The 17200-nt window shown below is 68.8% G+C and carries 19 protein-coding genes; 13 read left to right on the top strand and 6 right to left on the bottom strand.

Annotated elements, in window-relative coordinates:
* Positions 1-6: 6 nt before the first annotated feature.
* Complete coding sequence (locus tag DFR72_RS30115; RefSeq protein ID WP_425459921.1) at positions 7-3081, bottom strand: acetyl-CoA carboxylase family protein; 3075 nt, start codon at positions 3079-3081, stop codon at positions 7-9.
* Between the two features lie 172 nt (positions 3082-3253).
* Here DFR72_RS30115 and DFR72_RS30120 point away from each other — a divergent pair, with 172 nt between their 5' ends.
* Both DFR72_RS30120 and DFR72_RS30125 read left to right on the top strand, forming a co-directional pair.
* Entirely contained in the window at positions 3254-4033 is a 780-nt protein-coding gene (locus DFR72_RS30120) for a sporulation protein (protein ID WP_090069349.1), read from the top strand.
* Between the two features lie 117 nt (positions 4034-4150).
* Positions 4151-4423 carry a GlsB/YeaQ/YmgE family stress response membrane protein gene (locus tag DFR72_RS30125; RefSeq protein ID WP_090069351.1) on the top strand — a complete coding sequence of 91 codons (273 nt, stop codon included), beginning with the start codon at positions 4151-4153 and terminating at the stop codon, positions 4421-4423.
* Here DFR72_RS30125 and DFR72_RS30130 read toward each other — a convergent pair.
* Positions 4416-5036 (bottom strand): TetR/AcrR family transcriptional regulator, encoded by a 621-nt coding sequence (locus tag DFR72_RS30130; RefSeq protein WP_090069353.1) that lies wholly within the window; start codon positions 5034-5036, stop codon positions 4416-4418. The two genes, DFR72_RS30125 and DFR72_RS30130, sit on opposite strands and share 8 nt — an antisense overlap.
* 92 nt (positions 5037-5128) lie before the next feature.
* Here DFR72_RS30130 and DFR72_RS30135 point away from each other — a divergent pair, with 92 nt between their 5' ends.
* The 7 genes from DFR72_RS30135 to DFR72_RS30165 are packed head-to-tail and all read left to right on the top strand — an operon-like array spanning position 5129 to position 12075.
* Positions 5129-6274 (top strand): acyl-CoA dehydrogenase family protein, encoded by a 1146-nt coding sequence (locus DFR72_RS30135; protein ID WP_090069354.1) that lies wholly within the window; start codon positions 5129-5131, stop codon positions 6272-6274.
* A 10-nt stretch (positions 6275-6284) separates the two neighbouring features.
* Positions 6285-7481 carry an acetyl-CoA C-acetyltransferase gene (locus DFR72_RS30140; protein WP_090069356.1) on the top strand — a complete coding sequence of 399 codons (1197 nt, stop codon included), beginning with the start codon at positions 6285-6287 and terminating at the stop codon, positions 7479-7481.
* Positions 7482-7497: 16 nt separating this feature from the next.
* Positions 7498-8256 (top strand): SDR family NAD(P)-dependent oxidoreductase, encoded by a 759-nt coding sequence (locus tag DFR72_RS30145; protein WP_090069357.1) that lies wholly within the window; start codon positions 7498-7500, stop codon positions 8254-8256.
* 14 nt (positions 8257-8270) lie between these two features.
* Complete coding sequence (locus DFR72_RS30150; RefSeq protein ID WP_090069359.1) at positions 8271-9392, top strand: hypothetical protein; 1122 nt, start codon at positions 8271-8273, stop codon at positions 9390-9392.
* Positions 9389-10816, top strand: a complete 1428-nt coding sequence (locus tag DFR72_RS30155) for a vWA domain-containing protein (protein WP_090069361.1) — start codon at positions 9389-9391, stop codon at positions 10814-10816. Before DFR72_RS30150 ends, DFR72_RS30155 begins: the two co-directional genes overlap by 4 nt.
* A complete protein-coding gene (locus DFR72_RS30160; RefSeq protein ID WP_090069363.1) occupies positions 10803-11510 on the top strand; it encodes a hypothetical protein in 708 nt (235 codons plus the stop codon). Before DFR72_RS30155 ends, DFR72_RS30160 begins: the two co-directional genes overlap by 14 nt.
* Before the next feature lie 22 nt (positions 11511-11532).
* On the top strand, positions 11533-12075 hold the full coding sequence (locus DFR72_RS30165; protein ID WP_090069365.1) for a 3'-5' exonuclease: 543 nt from the start codon (positions 11533-11535) through the stop codon (positions 12073-12075).
* A 2-nt stretch (positions 12076-12077) separates the two neighbouring features.
* Here the strand turns inward: DFR72_RS30165 and DFR72_RS30170 are convergent, their stop codons facing one another.
* A complete protein-coding gene (locus DFR72_RS30170) occupies positions 12078-12353 on the bottom strand; it encodes a hypothetical protein (RefSeq protein WP_090069367.1) in 276 nt (91 codons plus the stop codon).
* A 25-nt stretch (positions 12354-12378) separates the two neighbouring features.
* Between DFR72_RS30170 and DFR72_RS30175 the strand changes: the two genes are divergently transcribed.
* Complete coding sequence (locus DFR72_RS30175; protein WP_245983638.1) at positions 12379-13215, top strand: helix-turn-helix domain-containing protein; 837 nt, start codon at positions 12379-12381, stop codon at positions 13213-13215.
* An 8-nt stretch (positions 13216-13223) separates the two neighbouring features.
* Positions 13224-13412 carry a DUF397 domain-containing protein gene (locus DFR72_RS30180; RefSeq protein ID WP_342768686.1) on the top strand — a complete coding sequence of 63 codons (189 nt, stop codon included), beginning with the start codon at positions 13224-13226 and terminating at the stop codon, positions 13410-13412.
* Here the strand turns inward: DFR72_RS30180 and DFR72_RS30185 are convergent.
* A complete protein-coding gene (locus DFR72_RS30185) occupies positions 13402-14457 on the bottom strand; it encodes a DUF2855 family protein (RefSeq protein WP_090069371.1) in 1056 nt (351 codons plus the stop codon). The two genes, DFR72_RS30180 and DFR72_RS30185, sit on opposite strands and share 11 nt — an antisense overlap.
* A 38-nt stretch (positions 14458-14495) precedes the next feature.
* Between DFR72_RS30185 and DFR72_RS30190 the strand changes: the two genes are divergently transcribed.
* Positions 14496-15071: a TetR/AcrR family transcriptional regulator gene (locus tag DFR72_RS30190; protein WP_245983640.1), complete on the top strand. Its 576-nt coding sequence runs from the start codon at positions 14496-14498 to the stop codon at positions 15069-15071.
* On the opposite strand, the gene DFR72_RS30195 is transcribed toward DFR72_RS30190, so the two are convergent.
* A complete protein-coding gene (locus DFR72_RS30195; protein WP_090069375.1) occupies positions 15052-15504 on the bottom strand; it encodes a MaoC family dehydratase in 453 nt (150 codons plus the stop codon). The two genes, DFR72_RS30190 and DFR72_RS30195, sit on opposite strands and share 20 nt — an antisense overlap.
* A gap of 11 nt (positions 15505-15515) precedes the next feature.
* A complete protein-coding gene (locus DFR72_RS30200; protein ID WP_245983643.1) occupies positions 15516-16268 on the bottom strand; it encodes an SDR family oxidoreductase in 753 nt (250 codons plus the stop codon).
* Positions 16269-16398: 130 nt separating this feature from the next.
* Here DFR72_RS30200 and DFR72_RS30205 point away from each other — a divergent pair, with 130 nt between their 5' ends.
* A complete protein-coding gene (locus DFR72_RS30205) occupies positions 16399-17199 on the top strand; it encodes an SDR family NAD(P)-dependent oxidoreductase (protein WP_090069379.1) in 801 nt (266 codons plus the stop codon).
* The last annotated feature ends 1 nt before the right edge of the window (position 17200 follow it).

The raw sequence follows: 17200 nt of genomic DNA on the forward strand, positions 1-17200 counted from the left end.
TTCTCCTCACCACGTGTCGATGAACGGGCGTTTCTTCTTCCCTTGTGAGCGGGAAGCAACGGGGGCCAGCGCCGTGGCGATCCAGCGGCGCGTGTCGGCCGGGTCGATCACGTCGTCGATCTCGAAGACCGAGGCGACGTTGAGGGCTTTGCCGTGCTCGTAGGCCATCGCGACCATCTGGTCGTAGCGCTCCTTGCGCTCGTCCGGGTCCGCGATGGCGTCGAGCTCTTTGCGGAAGCCGAGCTTGATGGCGCCTTCGAGGCCCATCGGGCCGAACTCGCCGGTGGGCCAGGAGATGGCGAACTGCGGGACCTTCAGGCTGCCCGCCGCCATGGCCTGCGCGCCCAGGCCGTACGCCTTGCGCAGGACCACGAGTCCGAAGGGGACGGTGAGGTTGGCGCCCGTCACGACCATGCGGGTGAGGTGGCGGACGGTGGCGGTGCGTTCGGCGTCCGGGCCGACCATGAAGCCCGGGGTGTCGCACAGGGAGACGACCGGGATGTCGAACGCGTCGGCCAGCTGCAGGAAGCGGGCGCACTTGTCGGCGGCGTCGGCGTCGATCGCCCCGCCCAGGACGCCGGGGTCGTTGGCGATCAGGGCGATGGGGCGGCCCTCCACGCGGACCAGGGCGGTGACGATGGCCTTGCCGAAGCCCTGGCGGAGTTCCAGGACACTGCCGGTGTCGGCGAGGGTGGTGATGAGCGCTCGGACGTCGTAGGCGCGGAGGCGGTTCTCGGGGACGGCGTGGCGGAGGAGGCGCTGGTCCGCGCAGTTCCACGATCCGAAATTGTCGGTGCTGTCTGGGAGAATTGTGTTCAGGGGTTCCCCCGAGGGCGCTGGCGAAGGCTGCGCACTCGGCGAGGGGACGCCTGCGGGAGCTTGGAAGTCCGCAGGTGCCTGCATGCCTGACGGGGCCTGCACGCCTGCGGAGGCCCGGAAGTACGAGAGGTACTTCTTCGCGACAGCGACGGCTTCCTCCTCCGAAGCCACCGCGATGTCCACCACGCCGTTGGGCACCTGCACGTCCAGCGGGCCGATGTCCTCGGGCCGGAACGTGCCGAGCCCGCCGCCCTCGATCATCGCCGGGCCGCCCATGCCGATGTTCGCGCCCTCGACCGCGATGATCACGTCGCACGTGCCCAGCAGCACCGCGTTGCCCGCGAAGCACCGCCCCGCCACCACGCCGATCAACGGCACCTGTCCGCTCAGCTGCGCGAACGCGTGGAACGAGCCGCAGTCCAGGCCGCTGACCATGCTGTGGTCGGTGTCGCCGGGCCGTCCGCCACCGCCTTCGGCGAACAGCACCACCGGCAGGTTCTCCTGCTGTGCCAGGGCGAACAGCCGGTCCTTCTTCTGGTGGTTGCGCATGCCCTGCGTGCCGGCCAGCACCGCGTAGTCGTAGGACATCGCCACGACCCGTTGGCCGTTCACGACGCCGATGCCGGCCACCATGCCGTCCGCGGGCGTGCGTTCGATCAGGTCCTCCAGCGACCGTCGCCGGCGTTGGGCGGCGATCGCGAGGCCGCCGTATTCGACGAACGAGGTGCAGAGGTCCGCGATGTTCTCGCGGGCGGTCCGGCCACCGCGGGCGTGCCGGCGAGCGGCGGATTCGGGACGGTCGAAGTCGTGGCGCGCCAGGACTTCCGCCAGGTCCGGCCGGACGTGCTCCAGGTCCACCTCGGCGACGTCCTCATCGGACTCGCCGGCCCCGGTGGCCAGCGCCTGGCCCTCGGCCACGGTGTCGCCGACCGACACCAGCACGTCGCCGGACACCCGCACGACGTGCTGCATCTTCATCGCTTCCAGCACGACGGAACCGGGATCGACGGCGACCACCGTGCCCGCCAGCGGCGCCCGCATGCCCGACACCGGCTCCTCGGTCACGAAGTCGGTCGTCGCGCCGATGATGTCCTGGTCCAGCAGGGTCTTCAGGAACTCCAGGTTCGTGGCGACGCCCTCGACCCGGAACTCGCGCAACGCCCGCCGCGCCCGGTTCAGGGCGACGTCCAGGTCCTCGCCGTGCACCACGAGCTTCGCGAGCAGTCCGTCGTACCGCGTGCCGACCCGGTAGCCGACGTACCCGTGCGTGTCGACGCGGACGCCGGGCCCGGCGGGCAGTCCGAACGACGACAGCACGCCGCCCGAGGTCTGGTTCAGGCGCACCTGCACGGCCGCGCCTCGGTCGTGGGGCGTGAAGTCCACGTCGCCGCCCCAGGCGAGCAGGAGCTGGGTGCGCACGAGGTCCACTCCGGACACCATCTCGGTCACCGTGTGCTCGACCTGCAGCCGCGGGTTGACCTCCAGGAACGCGAACGAGTCCCCGGCCACCAGGAACTCCACCGTGCCGACGCCCCGGTAGTCCACGGCCGAGGCGATGGCCGTGGCCGCCGCGTGCAGAGCCTTGCGCAGCAACGGGTCCAGCAGGGGAGCGGGCGCGATCTCCACGACCTTCTGGTGCCGCAGCTGCAGCGAGCAGTCGCGGTCGCCGATCACCGAGGTGCCGACGAGCTGCACCTCGATGTGCCGGGCGGAGGGCATCAGCCGTTCGAGGTAGACGTCGTCCACTCCGAACGCCGCCAGCGCCTCCGCCCGGCACGCCTCGACCGCACTGTCGAGGTCCTCGGGCCGCAGCACGGCCCGCATGCCCTTGCCGCCGCCCCCGGCGACCGCCTTCACCATCACCGGGAACTCGCCGGGCGCGGCCTCCAGCACCGGAATCCCCAGCGACGCCGCCAGTTCCCGTGCTCGCCGCTTGTCACCGAGCAGTTCCAGAACGTCAGCGGAGGGCCCGGCGAACGCCAGTCCGCGCTCCGAACACGCCCGGGCGAACGCGGCGTTCTCGGACAGGAACCCCCACCCCGGATGCACGGCCTGGCACCCCTCGGCGGCGTCCAGCAGTTGATCGATGTCGAGGTACGGAGATGGCCCGCGCAGCGCCACCGCACGGTCCGCAAGGGTCACGTGGAGCGACGAAGCGTCGTCCTCCGCGTACACCGCCACGGTTCGTATCCCCAGGTCAGCGGCAGCGCGCAGGACGCGGACAGCCACCTCACCCCGGTTGGCGACGAGCAGCACGGGCAACCTCCTGAGCGACCGCTTAGTATGTGACGGCGGTCGCATGTTGCCATCTGAAGTCAACGGAAGTCCATACGGAACCGATCGGGGTACTGAGGCGTCAACGGAACACTTCGCCGCAAACGGGCGATCCAGTTGGCAGACTCCCCGCAAACAGCAAGGGCTTCAGGAGGCCGCAGTGGTGTTCAAGAGGATGATGCGCGCGTTCGGCGTGGGCGGGCCGACTGTCGACACGGTGCTGACGAACCCCAACGTCAGGCCCGGCGAGGTGCTGTCCGGTGAGGTGCGCATCGCCGGCGGCGAGCACCCGGCCGAGGTCGACCACGTCACGCTGGCGCTGCTCACCCGCGTCGAGGTCGAGAGCGGCGACAACGAGTACAACACCAACATGGAGTTCCACAAGTTCTCCGTGGGCCAGCGGATCGTCATCCAGCCGCGCCAGAACCTCTCGCTGCCCTTCCAGGTGCCGGTGCCGTTCGAGTGCCCGCTCAACGTCGTGGGCGGCATGCAGCTCAACGGCATGCAGCTGGGCCTGCGCACCGAGCTCGAGGTGCGCGGCGCCGTCGACCCCGGTGACCTCGACCCGATCTGGGTGCACCCGCTGGCGTCGCAGGACGCCGTGCTCCAGGCTTTCGGGCAGATGGGCTTCCGCTTCACCAAGGCGGACAACGAGCGCGGCCGCATCCACGGCGTGCCGCAGCAGCTGCCGTTCTACCAGGAGATCGAGTTCTACCCGCCGCCGCAGTTCGCGGGCCGCGTCAAGCAGGTCGAGCTGACGTTCGTCACGACGCCGGGCGAGCTGCACGTGGTCCTGGAGGCCGACAAGCGCGCCGGGCTGCTCCGCGCGGGCGGCGACGCGTACGGCCGGTTCGCCGTGTCGCACCAGCAGGCCGTCGGCACCGACTGGACCGCCACGATCAACCAGTGGATGAGCCAGGTCTCCGGCAGCCGCTGGTAGCCGAATGCACCCGATCGGCTGAACGTCTCTAGTCCTTGTGCTGCGGGCGCTGTCCGCTGAAGGGATGATCCGCTCGAGATCCCGAACTTCATCGGGGCGTAGCGGAGGAGGCGGTCAATGACCATCGGTGGTGTCATCGGCGCGCTCGTCATCGGTCTGATCCTGGGTTTGCTCGGCAAGCTGTTCGCGCCGGGCAAGCAGAGCATCCCGATCTGGCTGACCATCCTGGTCGGCATCGTGGCCGCGTTCATCGGAACGTGGATCGCGCGGCTGCTCGGCGTGCAGGACACGCCCGGCATCGACTGGATCGAGGTCATCGTCCAGATCGTGGTCGCGGCGATCGGCGTGTCGGTCGTGGCGGGCGTGTACGGCAGGAAGTCGGTCAGTTAGGCCGGACCATCCGCAGGACGAGGTCGGCGTACATCGCGCCGATCTCGTCCGGGGTCCGCTTGCCGCTGGGCTGGTACCAGCGCGCGACGTCGATGCACAGCGACAACACGGCCAGGGTCGCGCCCTTGAGGTCGGGGACGTCGAACACGCCCTCCTCGACACCGTCCGCGATGTAGGACCGCATCCGCTGTTCGATCTGCCGGCGCAGCTCCGCCACCTCCGCGTGGTGTTCCGGGGAGAGCGCGCCGAGCTCGTACTGCACCACCCGCGCCGTCGTGTGGAACTCCGCGTGCCATCCCGCGAACGCCGCCACCGCGTTCTTCAGCCGCTGCACCGCGCCGTCGCCCTGGATGCTCGACAGCAGTGCCAGCGACGTCTCGTGGCCGACGAGCGAGATGTTGAAGAGCAGTTCCTCTTTGGACCGGTAGTGGATGTACACGGCCGCGGGGGACATTCCGGCCAGAGAGGCGATGTCACGGGTCGTCGTGGCGTGATATCCCTTGCCTGCGAACGCCTGGACGGCGGCGATGAGCATCCGGCGGGCGGCGTCCGGGGTCACGGCGCGCCAGGTCTCGTCGAGCAGTGAGAACCCGTCCAGTCCGGTCGTCGTCATCGGGCCGCTCCTCGCGTGTTGACAGGTGATGGATCGTACTGCACGCTAAGCGGGCGCTTAGCTCTAAGCAACCGCTTAGTATGGAGGTAGTCGTGCAGCGGACGCTGTTCAACGAGGATCACGCCGCGTTCCGGGAGTCGGCGAAGGCGTTCGTCGAGCGCACGATCACGCCGAACGTCGAGAAGTTCATCGAGCAGCGGGTGATCGACCGGGACGTGTGGCTCGAGGCCGGTCGCCAGGGCCTGCTGGGCCTCGAGATCCCCGAGGAGTACGGCGGCAGCGGCGCGAACGACTACCGCTTCAACACGGTGTTCGCCGAGGAGCTGTGCCGGGTCAACGCCGCGGTCGCCTCGTCGCTGGGCATCCACGGCGACGTCGTCGCGCCCTACCTCGTCGACCTGTGCACCGAGGAGCAGAAGCAGCGCTGGCTGCCCGGCATGTGCACCGGCGAGATCAAGACCGGCATCGCGATGACCGAGCCGTCCGGCGGCTCCGACCTCGCCGCGCTGAAGACCAACGCCGTGCGTGACGGTGACGACTGGATCCTCAACGGCTCCAAGACGTTCATCACCAACGGCTACACCGCCGACATGATCGTCGTCGCGGCCCGCACCGACCCGTCCAAGGGCGCGCGCGGCATCACGCTGTTCGCCGTCGAGAACGGCATGCCCGGCTTCGAGCGCGGCCGCAAGCTCGACAAGGTCGGCCAGCACCCGTCCGACACCGCGGAGCTGTTCTTCTCCGACGTGCGGCTCTCGCAGGAGCACGTCATCGGCGAGGAGGGCCAGGGCTTCATCTACATGATGGAGCGCCTGCCGCAGGAGCGGATCGGCGGCGCCATCTCGAACCTGGCGCACGCGCAGGGCGTCTTCGAGGAGACGCTGGAGTACGTCAAGGAGCGCAAGGCCTTCGGCCAGGCGATCGGCAAGTTCCAGCACAACAAGTTCCTGCTCGCGGAGCTGCGCACGAAGCTGGACGTCTCGCAGGCGTTCATCGACACCCTGACCATGCAGCACGTTCGCGGTGAACTGAGCTCGGTCGAGGCGGCGCAGGCGAAGTACTGGAGCGCCGACATCGAGAACGAGGTCATCGACGCCTGCGTGCAGCTGCACGGCGGCTACGGCTACATGACCGAGTACCGCGTCGCCCGCGCGTGGATGGACGCCCGCGTCACGAAGATCTGGGCGGGGTCCAACGAGATCATGAAGGAACTCATCGGCCGCGACCTGGGCCTGTAGGAGGTTTTCCATGGCTGAGGCAGTCATCGTCTCCACGGCCCGGTCGCCGATCGGCCGTGCCCGCAAGGGTTCCCTCGTCTCGCTGCGGCCGGACGACCTGGCCGCGCAGGTGATCTCGGCGGCGCTGGGCGACATCCCGGCGTCCGAGATCACCGACCTGCACCTCGGGTGTGCCGAGCCGCAGGACGAGCACGGCCAGAACATCGCGCGCCGCGTGGCCGTGCAGCTGGGCCACGACAACCTCCCCGGCACGACCGTCAACCGCTTCTGCGCGTCGTCCGTGCAGACCGCGCGGATGGCCTTCCACGCCATCAGGGCGGGCGAGGGCACGGGGTTCATCTCGGCCGGCGTCGAATGCGTCTCCCGGTACATGCACTCGGGCGCGCCCTCGTTCAACCCGCTGTTCGACGCGGCGCAGCAACGGACCCTGGCCACGGCCGCGTCCAACGCGCCGTGGACCGACCCGCGGCTCGACGGCGATCTGCCCGACTACTACATCTCCATGGGCCAGACGGCCGAGAACGTCGCCACGCAGATGGGCATCTCGCGGCACGACCAGGACGAGTTCGGCGTGCGGTCGCAGAACCTCGCGGAGAAGGCGATCGCGGACGGGTTCTTCGCCCGCGAGATCACGCCGGTGACCCTGCCCGACGGAACCGTCGTGTCGACTGACGACGGACCGCGTTCCGGGGTCACCTACGAGGCTGTTTCGGCGCTCAAGCCGTCGTTCCGGCCCGAGGGCACCATCACGGCCGGCAACTGCTGTCCCCTCAACGACGGCGCCGCGGCCGTCGTGATCATGAGCGACGTGCGGGCCCGCGAGCTCGGCCTGACCCCGTTGGCGCGCATCGTGTCCACGGGCGTCTCGGGCCTGTCGCCGGAGATCATGGGCCTCGGCCCGGTCGACGCCACGAAGCAGGCGCTCGGCCACGCCGGTCTGTCCATTTCGGACATCGACCTGGTGGAGATCAACGAGGCGTTCGCCGTCCAGGTGCTCGGATCGCAGCGCGCGCTGGGCATCGACATCGACAAGCTGAACGTGCACGGCGGCGCCATCGCGCTGGGCCACCCGTTCGGCTCGACCGGTGCGCGGATCATGACGACGCTGATCAACGGCATGCAGGCCCGCGACGCCCAGTTCGGTCTGGAGACCATGTGCGTCGGCGGCGGTCAGGGCATGGCGATCATCCTGGAAAGACTGAGCTGAAGGGCCTCTGGCGAAGATGGGAATCCTGGACAAGTTCCGCCTCGACGGCAAGGTCGCGATCGTCACCGGCGCGTCCTCGGGCCTCGGTGTCGCGTTCGCCAAGGGCCTCGCGGAGGCCGGCGCGGACATCGTGCTCGCCGCTCGTCGTGCGGACAAGCTGAAGGACACGGCCGCTCTGGTCGAGGCCACCGGCCGGCGTGCCCTGGTCGTGCAGGCCGACGTGTCCAAGCCCGAGGACTGCCGTGAGGTCGCTCGAGCGGCGGCGGAGTTCGGCACGGTGGCGGTGCTCGTGAACAACGCCGGTGTCGCGTCGGCGGTGCCGGCGTCGCGGGAGACGCCGGAGGAGTTCCGCGGCGTCATCGACGTGAACCTCAACGGTGCCTACTGGATGGCGCAGGCCGCTGCCTCCGTGATGAAGTCCGGCGGCTCGATCATCAACATCTCCAGCGTGCTCGGCCTCGTGACCGGCGGTATTCCCCAGGCCGCGTACTCGGCGTCCAAGGCCGGCCTGCTCGGCCTGACGCGGGACCTGGCGCAGCAGTGGACCGGGCGCAAGGGCATCCGCGTCAACGCGATCTGCCCCGGTTTCTTCTCCTCGGAGATGACCGACCAGTACCCGCCGGGCTACCTGGAGAAGATCCAGGCCTCTCTGCCATCCGGGCGAATCGGTGATCCGGAAGAACTAGCCGCAGCCGTTCTCTTCCTGGCCTCCCCGGCGGGCGGTTACGTTACCGGCGAGACGCTCGTCGTCGACGGTGGTGCCGTGATCGTCTGACTCCAGGGGGAGCCGTGCGGGAGCCCGAGTTCAAGGTCGCCGACCCGCGAAGACGGTTCCTGCTGTGGTTCGTCCCGCCGTTGGCGGTGTTCGTGGCCGGGCTGGTGGTGTTGCTCGTTTCGGGGCACGTCACCGGCCCGTTCCGCTCTGTCACCGTGGTGCGGGCGCTGTTCGCGTCGAAGCGCGACTTCTTCCAGGACGAGCAGGTCAAGCGCATCCTGATGGCACGCGGCTACCAGGTGCACGTGACGCCGATCGGCTCGCGCGACCTGGCGGACAAGCCCGATCTCGACTCCTACCACTTCGTGTTCCCGTCGGGGCACGTGGCGAACGAGCACGTGAAGTCGCGCCGGGCGGGCAAGCACGTCGTGCCGTACCGGCCGTTCTTCACCCCGGTCGTGCTCGCCACGTTCCGCGAGTACGCCGAGGCGCTGACGAGGGCGGGGGCCGCGACACCACACGGCTCGGACGAGAAGCCGCTCTACTACAACCTCGACATGACCAAGTTCAAGGACCTGGGCGCGAAGAAGTGGAACGACCTCGGTGTGGGCAACGGCAACCGGGTGATCGCGCAGTCGCCGGACCCGTGCAAGGCCTACTCGGGCGCGACGCTCGTCGGGTTCTTCGCCACCGCGTTCGGGGAAGAACCGCCGCAGACCGTCGAGGCCGCGGAGAAGCTGGCGCTCCAGGTCAAACCGCACGTCGACGCGCAGGGCCAGGCCGGCGAGGACATGGCCCCGAAGTACTTCGTGCCGGAGGGGCGCACGCACGCCGTCATCGCGGTGATCTACGAGCACCAGTACATCGCGTACCAGTTGCGGCAGAAGAGCATCGACTCCGAACGCGTGCTGCTCTACCCGGAGAAGCAGCACCAGAGCACACCCGAGCTGATCTCGTTCACGCCGGAGGGCGACCGGATCGGCGAGCTGATGATGAACGACCCGGACCTGCGCCGGCGCGCGGTCGAGCTGGGTTTCCACTCGCTGAGCTGGAACGGGGAGTCCGCCGACGACTTCGGCACCTACATCACCGGCCGCGGGCTGCCGACACCGCCGGCCGGTGAGGCGGGCCGGGTGCAACTGCCCAAGGCGGAGCTGTTCGAGCGGATGCTCGACGTCGTCGGCGAGTGCAAGTGAGGGTGCTGGCAGCGGTTCTGCTGCTCCTGGTCACCGCGTGCACGTCGAGCACACCGCCGCCGGTCCGCCTGAAGGTGCTGGCCAGCACGGAACTGGCCGACCTCGGCCCGGTGCTGGCGGAGCTGCGGCGTGCCACCGGGGTCGAGCTGGTGGTGGAGCACCGGGGCACGGTCGAGGCCAGCAGATCGCTCGCCGGATTTGACCTGGCGTGGCTGTCCACCGCCAGGTTCCTGCGGCTGCGGGGCGCCGAGCCTGAGCTGGCGTCGAGCGTCATGACGTCCCCGGTGGTGCTCGGCGTGAAGCGCGGCAGCCGTTCCGCGCTGGGTGAGCGGCCGACGTGGGCGGACGTCGCGGACCGGGCCGCGCTGGGACAGTTCCGCTACGGCATGGCCGATCCACGGGTGTCCGGCGGCGGCATGGCCGCGTTGATCGGTGTCGCGACGGCGGCCGCGGGCACGGGCGCGCCACTGCGACCCGAGGACGTCAGTTGTGACCGACTGCAGGGGTTCCTCGCGGGCCGGGCGTTCGACGTGCCCGACCCCGTCGGCGAGTTCGTCCGCCGGTCCGATGTGGACGGACTGGTCGCGCACGAGTCGGAGCTGTTGTCCCTGAACGCTTCCGGGCGCCTGGCCGAACCGCTGGAGATCGTCTACCCGCGTGACGGCATCGTGCTGTCGGACTACCCGCTGATGCTCGTCGAACCCGCGCACCGAGCAGCCTACGACCGCGTCGTGGAGTGGCTGCGATCGCCGGCCGCGCAGCAGATGATCGCCGACCGCACCTGGCGCCGCCCCGTCGAGCCTTCCGTGGTGCGCGACGAGAAGCTGCGCGCGGACCTCGGCACCGCGCTCTATTTCCCGGACAGCCCCGAGGTGATCGACAGGCTGCTGCTGTTCCACGACCGCGCGGGCGACGGCCGCCAGGTGGTCTTCGTGCTGGACTACTCGACGTCGATGGCCGGTGCTCGTCTCGCCGGGCTGCGGGAGGCGTTCGCGTCGCTCAACGGGTTCGACCGCTTCTACGTCGGCGAGACCGTGACGATCATCCGGTTCGCGGGCACAGTCCTGGAGGAGCGTTCGATCACCGTGCGCGGCCGCGAGGACCTCGACGCGCTGCTGGCCGTCGTCGCGTCCGAGGACCTGCGCGACAACACCGCGATCTGGGCCGCCTTGGAGCGCGCGTTGCAGCTGGCTCGCGGGGAGACGGCGGTGGTGCTGATGACGGACGGCGAGAACAACGCCGGCCCGTCCGTGGACGAGTTCCTGCGGGTCGGCAGGGGAGAGGTGCCGGTGTTCCCGATCCGGTTCGGCGAGGCCTCCACCGCGGAGCTGGACAGGGTGGCGCAGGCGAGCGGCGGCCGTCTCGTGGAGGCCGGCGCGAAGTCGTTGCTGGAGGCGGTGAGGGAGATCCGTGGCTGTCGATAGAGCGCTCTGGTGGTCCGTCTCGTGGGGCTGGATCACGCTGTGGGCCGCGACGCTGATCGCGCTGGTCGTGGTCGTCGTGCTCGCCTGGCGGTGGGTGCGCCGCCGAGACCAGGGACCCGAGGTGCCCGGACTGCTGTTCTACGTGCACGGCCAACGCATGATCAACCTCTGCAAGATCGGCCGGTACGACGACGCCGTCACCCGCCAGTTCGTCAAGCAGATCACTGTCACCAAGAACGGCAAGCTGCAGGTCGGCCCGAGCGAGTTCGGCATCGGCGTCGACGGCTCGGTCGTCGAGCAGAACACCGACACCTACGAGAAACCGGCCACGGAGATCGACGTCATCGGCGTGGTCCTGGCGGGCCTGCGCGCGGGCCACGGCGTGGTCGAGGTCGACCTGACAACGGCCACGATCACCGCGGACGAGGCCTGGCGCCGAGGAAGGGCCCGGCGCCTCAACGACATCCGCGACTACGTGTCGCTGCACGGCCGTTTCGAGGTCGGCGACGGCGACGACCCGGCGGTGCTGCTGGCGCCGGTGGGCGCGCACCGGGTGCGGGTGGAGTGCGACCGCGCGAGCCTGCGCGACACGTTGCCGCCGGGCCAGTTCAACGCCCGCTGCCTGGGCAAGGTCCAGTCGTGGAACGCCGCGACCGGAGAGATCGTCGTGCTGCCCGTCGTCGTGTTCCAGTAGACGGGCGGGGGACGATCACCACGTGATCGCTTTGGACGAGGTGCTGGTGGTCGACGTGGAGTCGACGTGCTGGGAGGGCACGCCGCCTCCCGGAGAGGTCTCGGAGATCATCGAGATCGGGATCTGCCCGCTCGCGGTGGCAACCGGGATCCGTGGCGAGCGCAGGTCGGTGCTGGTGGCGCCCTCGCGGTCGTCGGTCAGCGCTTTCTGCACCGAACTGACGACGCTGACCGCCGACCAGGTCGCCGGCGGCGTCTCGTTCGCCGAGGCGTGCGCGGTGCTGCGCAAGGAGTTCCGCTCGGACCGCCGGGTGTGGGCCTCGTACGGCGACTACGACCGGAAGATGTTCGAACGGCAGTGCGCCGACTTCGGGGTCCGGTACCCGTTCGGGCCGCGGCACCTCAACGTGAAGACCCTGTTCGCCCTCGTGCACGCCCTGCCGCGGGAGGTCGGCATGGCCGAGGCGGTGCGGCTCGCCGGGCAGAGACTCGACGGCACGCACCACCGCGGTCACGACGACGCCCACAACATCGCGGGCCTGCTGGCCGGGCTGCTCCGGCGGTGAGATCACCTGTTCGGAGGATTCCAGTCGATTCCGATCGTGCAGACGCGGATGGCGTCTCTCCACACCGTGATGGCGAACGTGCCCGCGTCCGCTGACACGCGCGTCAGGTACTCGGTCGCGCAGGCGACCGTGTAGCGGGACTTCCAGTCTGCTTCTTTCTTTATGTACCAACCATGATCTGTCACGGACTCGACGTAGGCGAGGGTGAGCCGGCCGTTCTGGCTGCGCCGGTGGTACTGGATGTTGTGGACGTACTCCATGACGTGGACGGTCCTCACCAGACCTCGCCACCGTGATTCACGAATGTCAGATCTCGTCCGTAACGTTTGGGGTATGTCCGACCCCACGTTCCGGCAGGTGCGCCTCGGTGATGCGTTGAAGAGGCTGCGCGAACGGAGCGGGCTGAGCCAGCGCGAGGCGGCGTACCGGCTCCGGTACAACTACCAGAAGCTGAGCCGCATTGAGAACGGCCAGTTGCCGGAGTACCACGGCTTGCGGGCGATGCTCGACCTGTACGGCGTGCTCGTCGCGGAGGAAGCGCCGTACATCGAGATGTGGGAACGCGCCAGCGAGAAGGGCTGGTGGCACCCGTACGGCATCGAGAATCACGGCTACATCAGCCTGGAGCACGACGCCACTCGAGTAAGTACGTTCTCTCTGGGATACATCCCTGGTCTCCTGCAGACCGAAAGTTACATGCGAGCGGTGTTCCGGGGATGGCAGGTTCAGCGCTCGCGGAAGTGGATCGAGAACCAGGTCGCGGTCCGGCTTCGACGACAGGGCCGGCTGGCCGAGGGGCTCCAGTACCACGCGATCATTGCCGAGGCGGCCTTCCCGCAGGCTGACCGCGAACAGTTGCTGCACATCAGCGACATAGGTGCGCGACCCAACGTGTCGGTGCAGGTCCTGCCGAACGCCGCAGGTCTGAACGATGGGTTCAACGGATCGTTCCTCTTGCTGGACTTCGCCTACCCCGGTGACATGACAGTGCTCTACGTCGAGCACCCCGCTGGAGCCGCGCACGTCGAGGATGGTGAACAGGTCAAGGCCAGTAAGCTGGTCTTCAAACACCTCTCGAAGCTGGCGCTGACTCCAGACGAGTCCGCCGAGTGGGTCGGGAGGCTGGCTGCCGAGAGGTAGGGATAGTCGTGTCTGTTGTGTGGCGCAAGAGCAGCCGCAGCAATGGCGCAGAGAACAGCGACTGCGTGGAGATCGCCCTGGACGGCCCCGCCGCTCGTGTTCGTGACTCCAAGGGCCGGGCGGACGCCACTGTCGCGGCGCCCGCCTGGGATGCGTTCCTCGCGATGGTGAAGGGCGAGGAACAGTTCAGAAGCTGATCACGTCGGCCGTGTTGGGGTTCGCCTTGCCCGCCAGCACGGCTTGCCAGACGTCGACCAGTTCCTCCGGCCCGCTGTGCCGGACGACGGCGACCCGGTCACCGGCCTGAGCGGTGAAGCCCCGCCAGGCCTCGCCGAACCGCTGGGCCAGCCCGTCGGAGCCCCAGTCGGTGGTGCGCTTGCGCAGCTGGTCCGGGGCGAAGAAGAACTCGGAGCGCGCGTCCTGCGCGGCGGCCTGGTGCGTGAGGCCGATCGAGACGTCCTTGACCAGGCCGGAGCCGAGCCGGTCGTGCAGTGCCGACCGCACGTCGGCCGACCCGCTGAAGTCCAGGTACACCGAAGGTTCGACGTCCACCGAAGCGCCGTAGGGGAGCACGGTGTCGTAGAGACCCAGGCTCTTCGTGAATTCCACGTTGCGGGGCGAGGTGAGGCCCACCAGCCGGACGCCCTTGTCCTTGAGGCAGTGAGCGGTGCCGAAGGCCGTCTTGCTGGACGCCGAGGAGATCACGACCGTGCGGGCGCCGTGGAAGTCGTTGTCCACCAGCCGGTCGGCCAGCAGGAACGACGTGAGGAACAGCGGCCGGTACAGGACCTGGAGGTCCTCCAGCCGCTCGTCGTAGGCGGGGTCCCGGTCGGTGACGAGGTAGCTGTTGTAGACGGCCGGCAGCTCGGCGCGGTGGTCGCTCGTGTCGACGAAACCGGCCGAGGTCAGCTTGGCTCGCACGACGAGATGGCTGGCCATCGGCAGGTAGCCGTAGACGCGGGTGCCCGCGGGCAGAGCGTCCACTGTGGAGTCGACGACGTCGGCGAAGCCCCAGAGGGGGATCACGCCCTGGCAGGGGCCACCGGCCGGGAAGAAGTTCCAGTAGCCGATGACGTCGCCGATCACACCGTAGGTGACGTTGTTGGCGGTGAGGCCCACGTGGCTGACGCGGAGCAGCACCTCGCAGTCGGACAGGTCGGACGACTCGGGCAGTTCGTCGTGCAGCACTTCGGTTTCGGTGAGGTCGTCGCGATCGACGACCACGGTCCAGCGTCTGATCATTGCCTGGATTCTCCTTGGCCGGGAGGTACGCTCCGGACGTGACCGTGCCTGAAAGACTGATCGACGCCGCCACCCGCCTGTTCGCGGACAAGGGGTACGAGCGCGTCGCCGTGCAGGAGATCGTGGAGCACGCCGGTGTCACCAAAGGCGCGATGTACCACTACTTCGGGTCGAAGGACGACCTGCTGCACGAGATCTACGGGCGGTTGCTGCGCTTGCAGACCGAACACCTGGAGAAGATCGCGTCGAGCACCGGGCCGGTCGAGGAACGGCTGCGCGAGGCCGCCGTCGACGTGATCGTCACGAGCGTCGACGACTTCGACGCCGCGAAGGTGTTCTTCCGCTCGATGAACCACCTCTCGGAGGAGAAGCAGCGGGAGGTCCGGTCGGAGCGGCGGCGCTACCACGAGAAGTTCCGCGGCCTGGTCGAGGAGGGACAGCGGAACGGGACGTTCCGCGACGACGTGCCCGCCGACGTCGCCACGTACTACTTCTTCGGGTCGTTGCACCAGCTCGGCACGTGGTACCGCCCGGACGGGGACATCCCGGCCGGGCGGCTGGCGGAGCACTACGCGGACCTGCTGATCCACAGCCTCACGGCACGATCACGCTGACGATCTCGGCGACGCACGCGGGCTTGTCGCTGCCCTCGATCTCGATGACGACCTTGGTCACGAGCTGCTTGCCCAGCGAGATGTCCGTGACGTCCAGCAGCTCGACCCCGCCGCGCACCCTGGCGCCGACCAGCACCGGCTGCGGGAAGCGGACCTTGTTGCTGCCGTAGTTCACGCCCATCTTGATGTTCTTGACCGTGTAGACGTCCCGCACCAGGTACGGCACCAGCGACAGCGTCAGGTAGCCGTGCGCGACCGGTCCGCCGAACGGGCCCTTCTTCGCTTTCTCGACGTCGATGTGGATCCACTGGTGGTCCAGCGTCGCGTCGGCGAACAGGTTGACCTGCTCCTGCGTGACCTCGTGCCACTCGCCGAACCCGAGGTGCTCGCCCTTGGCGGCGACCAGCTCGTCGATGTTCTCGAAAGCGCGCATGGTGGGAGTCCTCAGTCCTTCGGTCCGCCGGCGACGTAGATGACCTGGCCGGACACGAAGCCGGCACCCTCGCTGACGAGGAACGACGCGGTGTGCGCGATGTCCTCCGGCTGGCCGACGCGCGCGACCGGGATCGCCTGCGCGGCACCGGTGAGGAAGTCCTCGAACGGGATCTTCATGCGCTCGGCCGTCGCCTTGGTCATCTCGGTGGCGATGAAACCGGGCGCGATCGCGTTGACCGTGACGCCGAACTTGCCGAGCTCGATCGCGAGGGTCTTCGTGAAACCCTGCAGACCGGCCTTGGCGGCGGAGTAGTTGGCCTGGCCGCGGTTGCCGAGGGCCGAGGTGGAGCTGAGGTTGACGATGCGGCCGAAGCCGACCTTGGTCTGGAACGCCTGCACCGCCTTGCTCATCAGGAACGCGCCGCGCAGGTGCACGTTCATGACCGTGTCCCAGTCCGCGGAGGTCATCTTGAACAGCAGGTTGTCGCGCAGCACGCCGGCGTTGTTGATCAGCACGGTCGGAGCGCCGAGGTCCTCGGCGACCTTCGCCACCGCGGCGTTGACCTGCTCCTCGTCCGCCACGTCGACCTTGAGGCCGATGGCGCGCCCACCACTCGCGATGATCTTGTCGGCGCCGTCGAGCACGCCCTGCTCGTCGAGGTCGAGCAACGCGACGGCCAGGCCGTCCGCGGCGAGGCGCTGCGCGACCGCGGCACCGATGCCACGAGCCGCGCCGGTGACGATCGCAACCCTGTCGGCCACGGGTCCTCCTTCGGTGAGGGGATGGTGGGCTAAGCAAGCGCTTAGTAACGTACCTATCAGTCCGCTTGACGTCCAGGTCTGTGCGGACGACCATACCGACTGGTCGGAATGTGGCAATTCGAGGAGGCAGATGCCCGTGGACTTCACCGGCAAGGTCGCGCTCATCACCGGCGGATCCAACGGCATCGGCGCCGCGTCCGCCCGGCGGCTGGCATCGCACGGCGTGCGCGTCGTCGTGGCTGATGTGGACGCCGACCAGGGCAAAGCCGTCGCCGATGAGATCGGTGGCGTGTTCGTGCGCTGCGATGTGACGGTGCCTTCGGACTCCGCCGAGGCCGTCGCCCTCGCCGTGAGCGAGTTCGGCGGGCTCGACATCGCGTTCCTGAACGCCGGCATCGGCACCGGGTGCTCGCTCGGCGACGACTTCGACGTCGACGTGTACCGGCGCGCGATGGCCATCAACCTCGACGGCGTCGTCTACGGCGCGCACCACGCGTTGCCCGAGGTGCGCAAGCGTGGCGGCCAGATCATCGCCACGGCGTCCATGGCCGGCCTCATGGCGATGCCGGGCGATCCCGTCTACGGCGCGAACAAGGCCGCCGTCGTCGGCCTCGTGCGCTCGCTCGGTGGTGCCTATCCCGACGTGCGCGTGAACGCGCTGTGCCCGGGGTTCGCCGACACCAACATCATCGTTCCGCTGCGCTCGACGCTGGAGGAGATCGGCATGCCGATCATCCCGGTGTCCGCCGTGGTGGACGCCTTCATGTCCATCGTGGAGGGTTCGGGGACCGGCGAGGCCTGGTTCGTGCAGGCAGGCCGTACGTCGGAGCCGTTCGGGTTCCGCAACCCGCCCGGGCCTCGTGCCGCTGACGGCTCGCGCATCGAGGCCGCCCGCAAGGACCCCGTTTCCATCGCGCTTGAGGAGAACTGAC

It is taken from the genome of Lentzea flaviverrucosa (genome assembly GCF_003350445.1).
GTDB classification, from domain to species: Bacteria; Actinomycetota; Actinomycetes; order Mycobacteriales; family Pseudonocardiaceae; genus Lentzea; species Lentzea californiensis.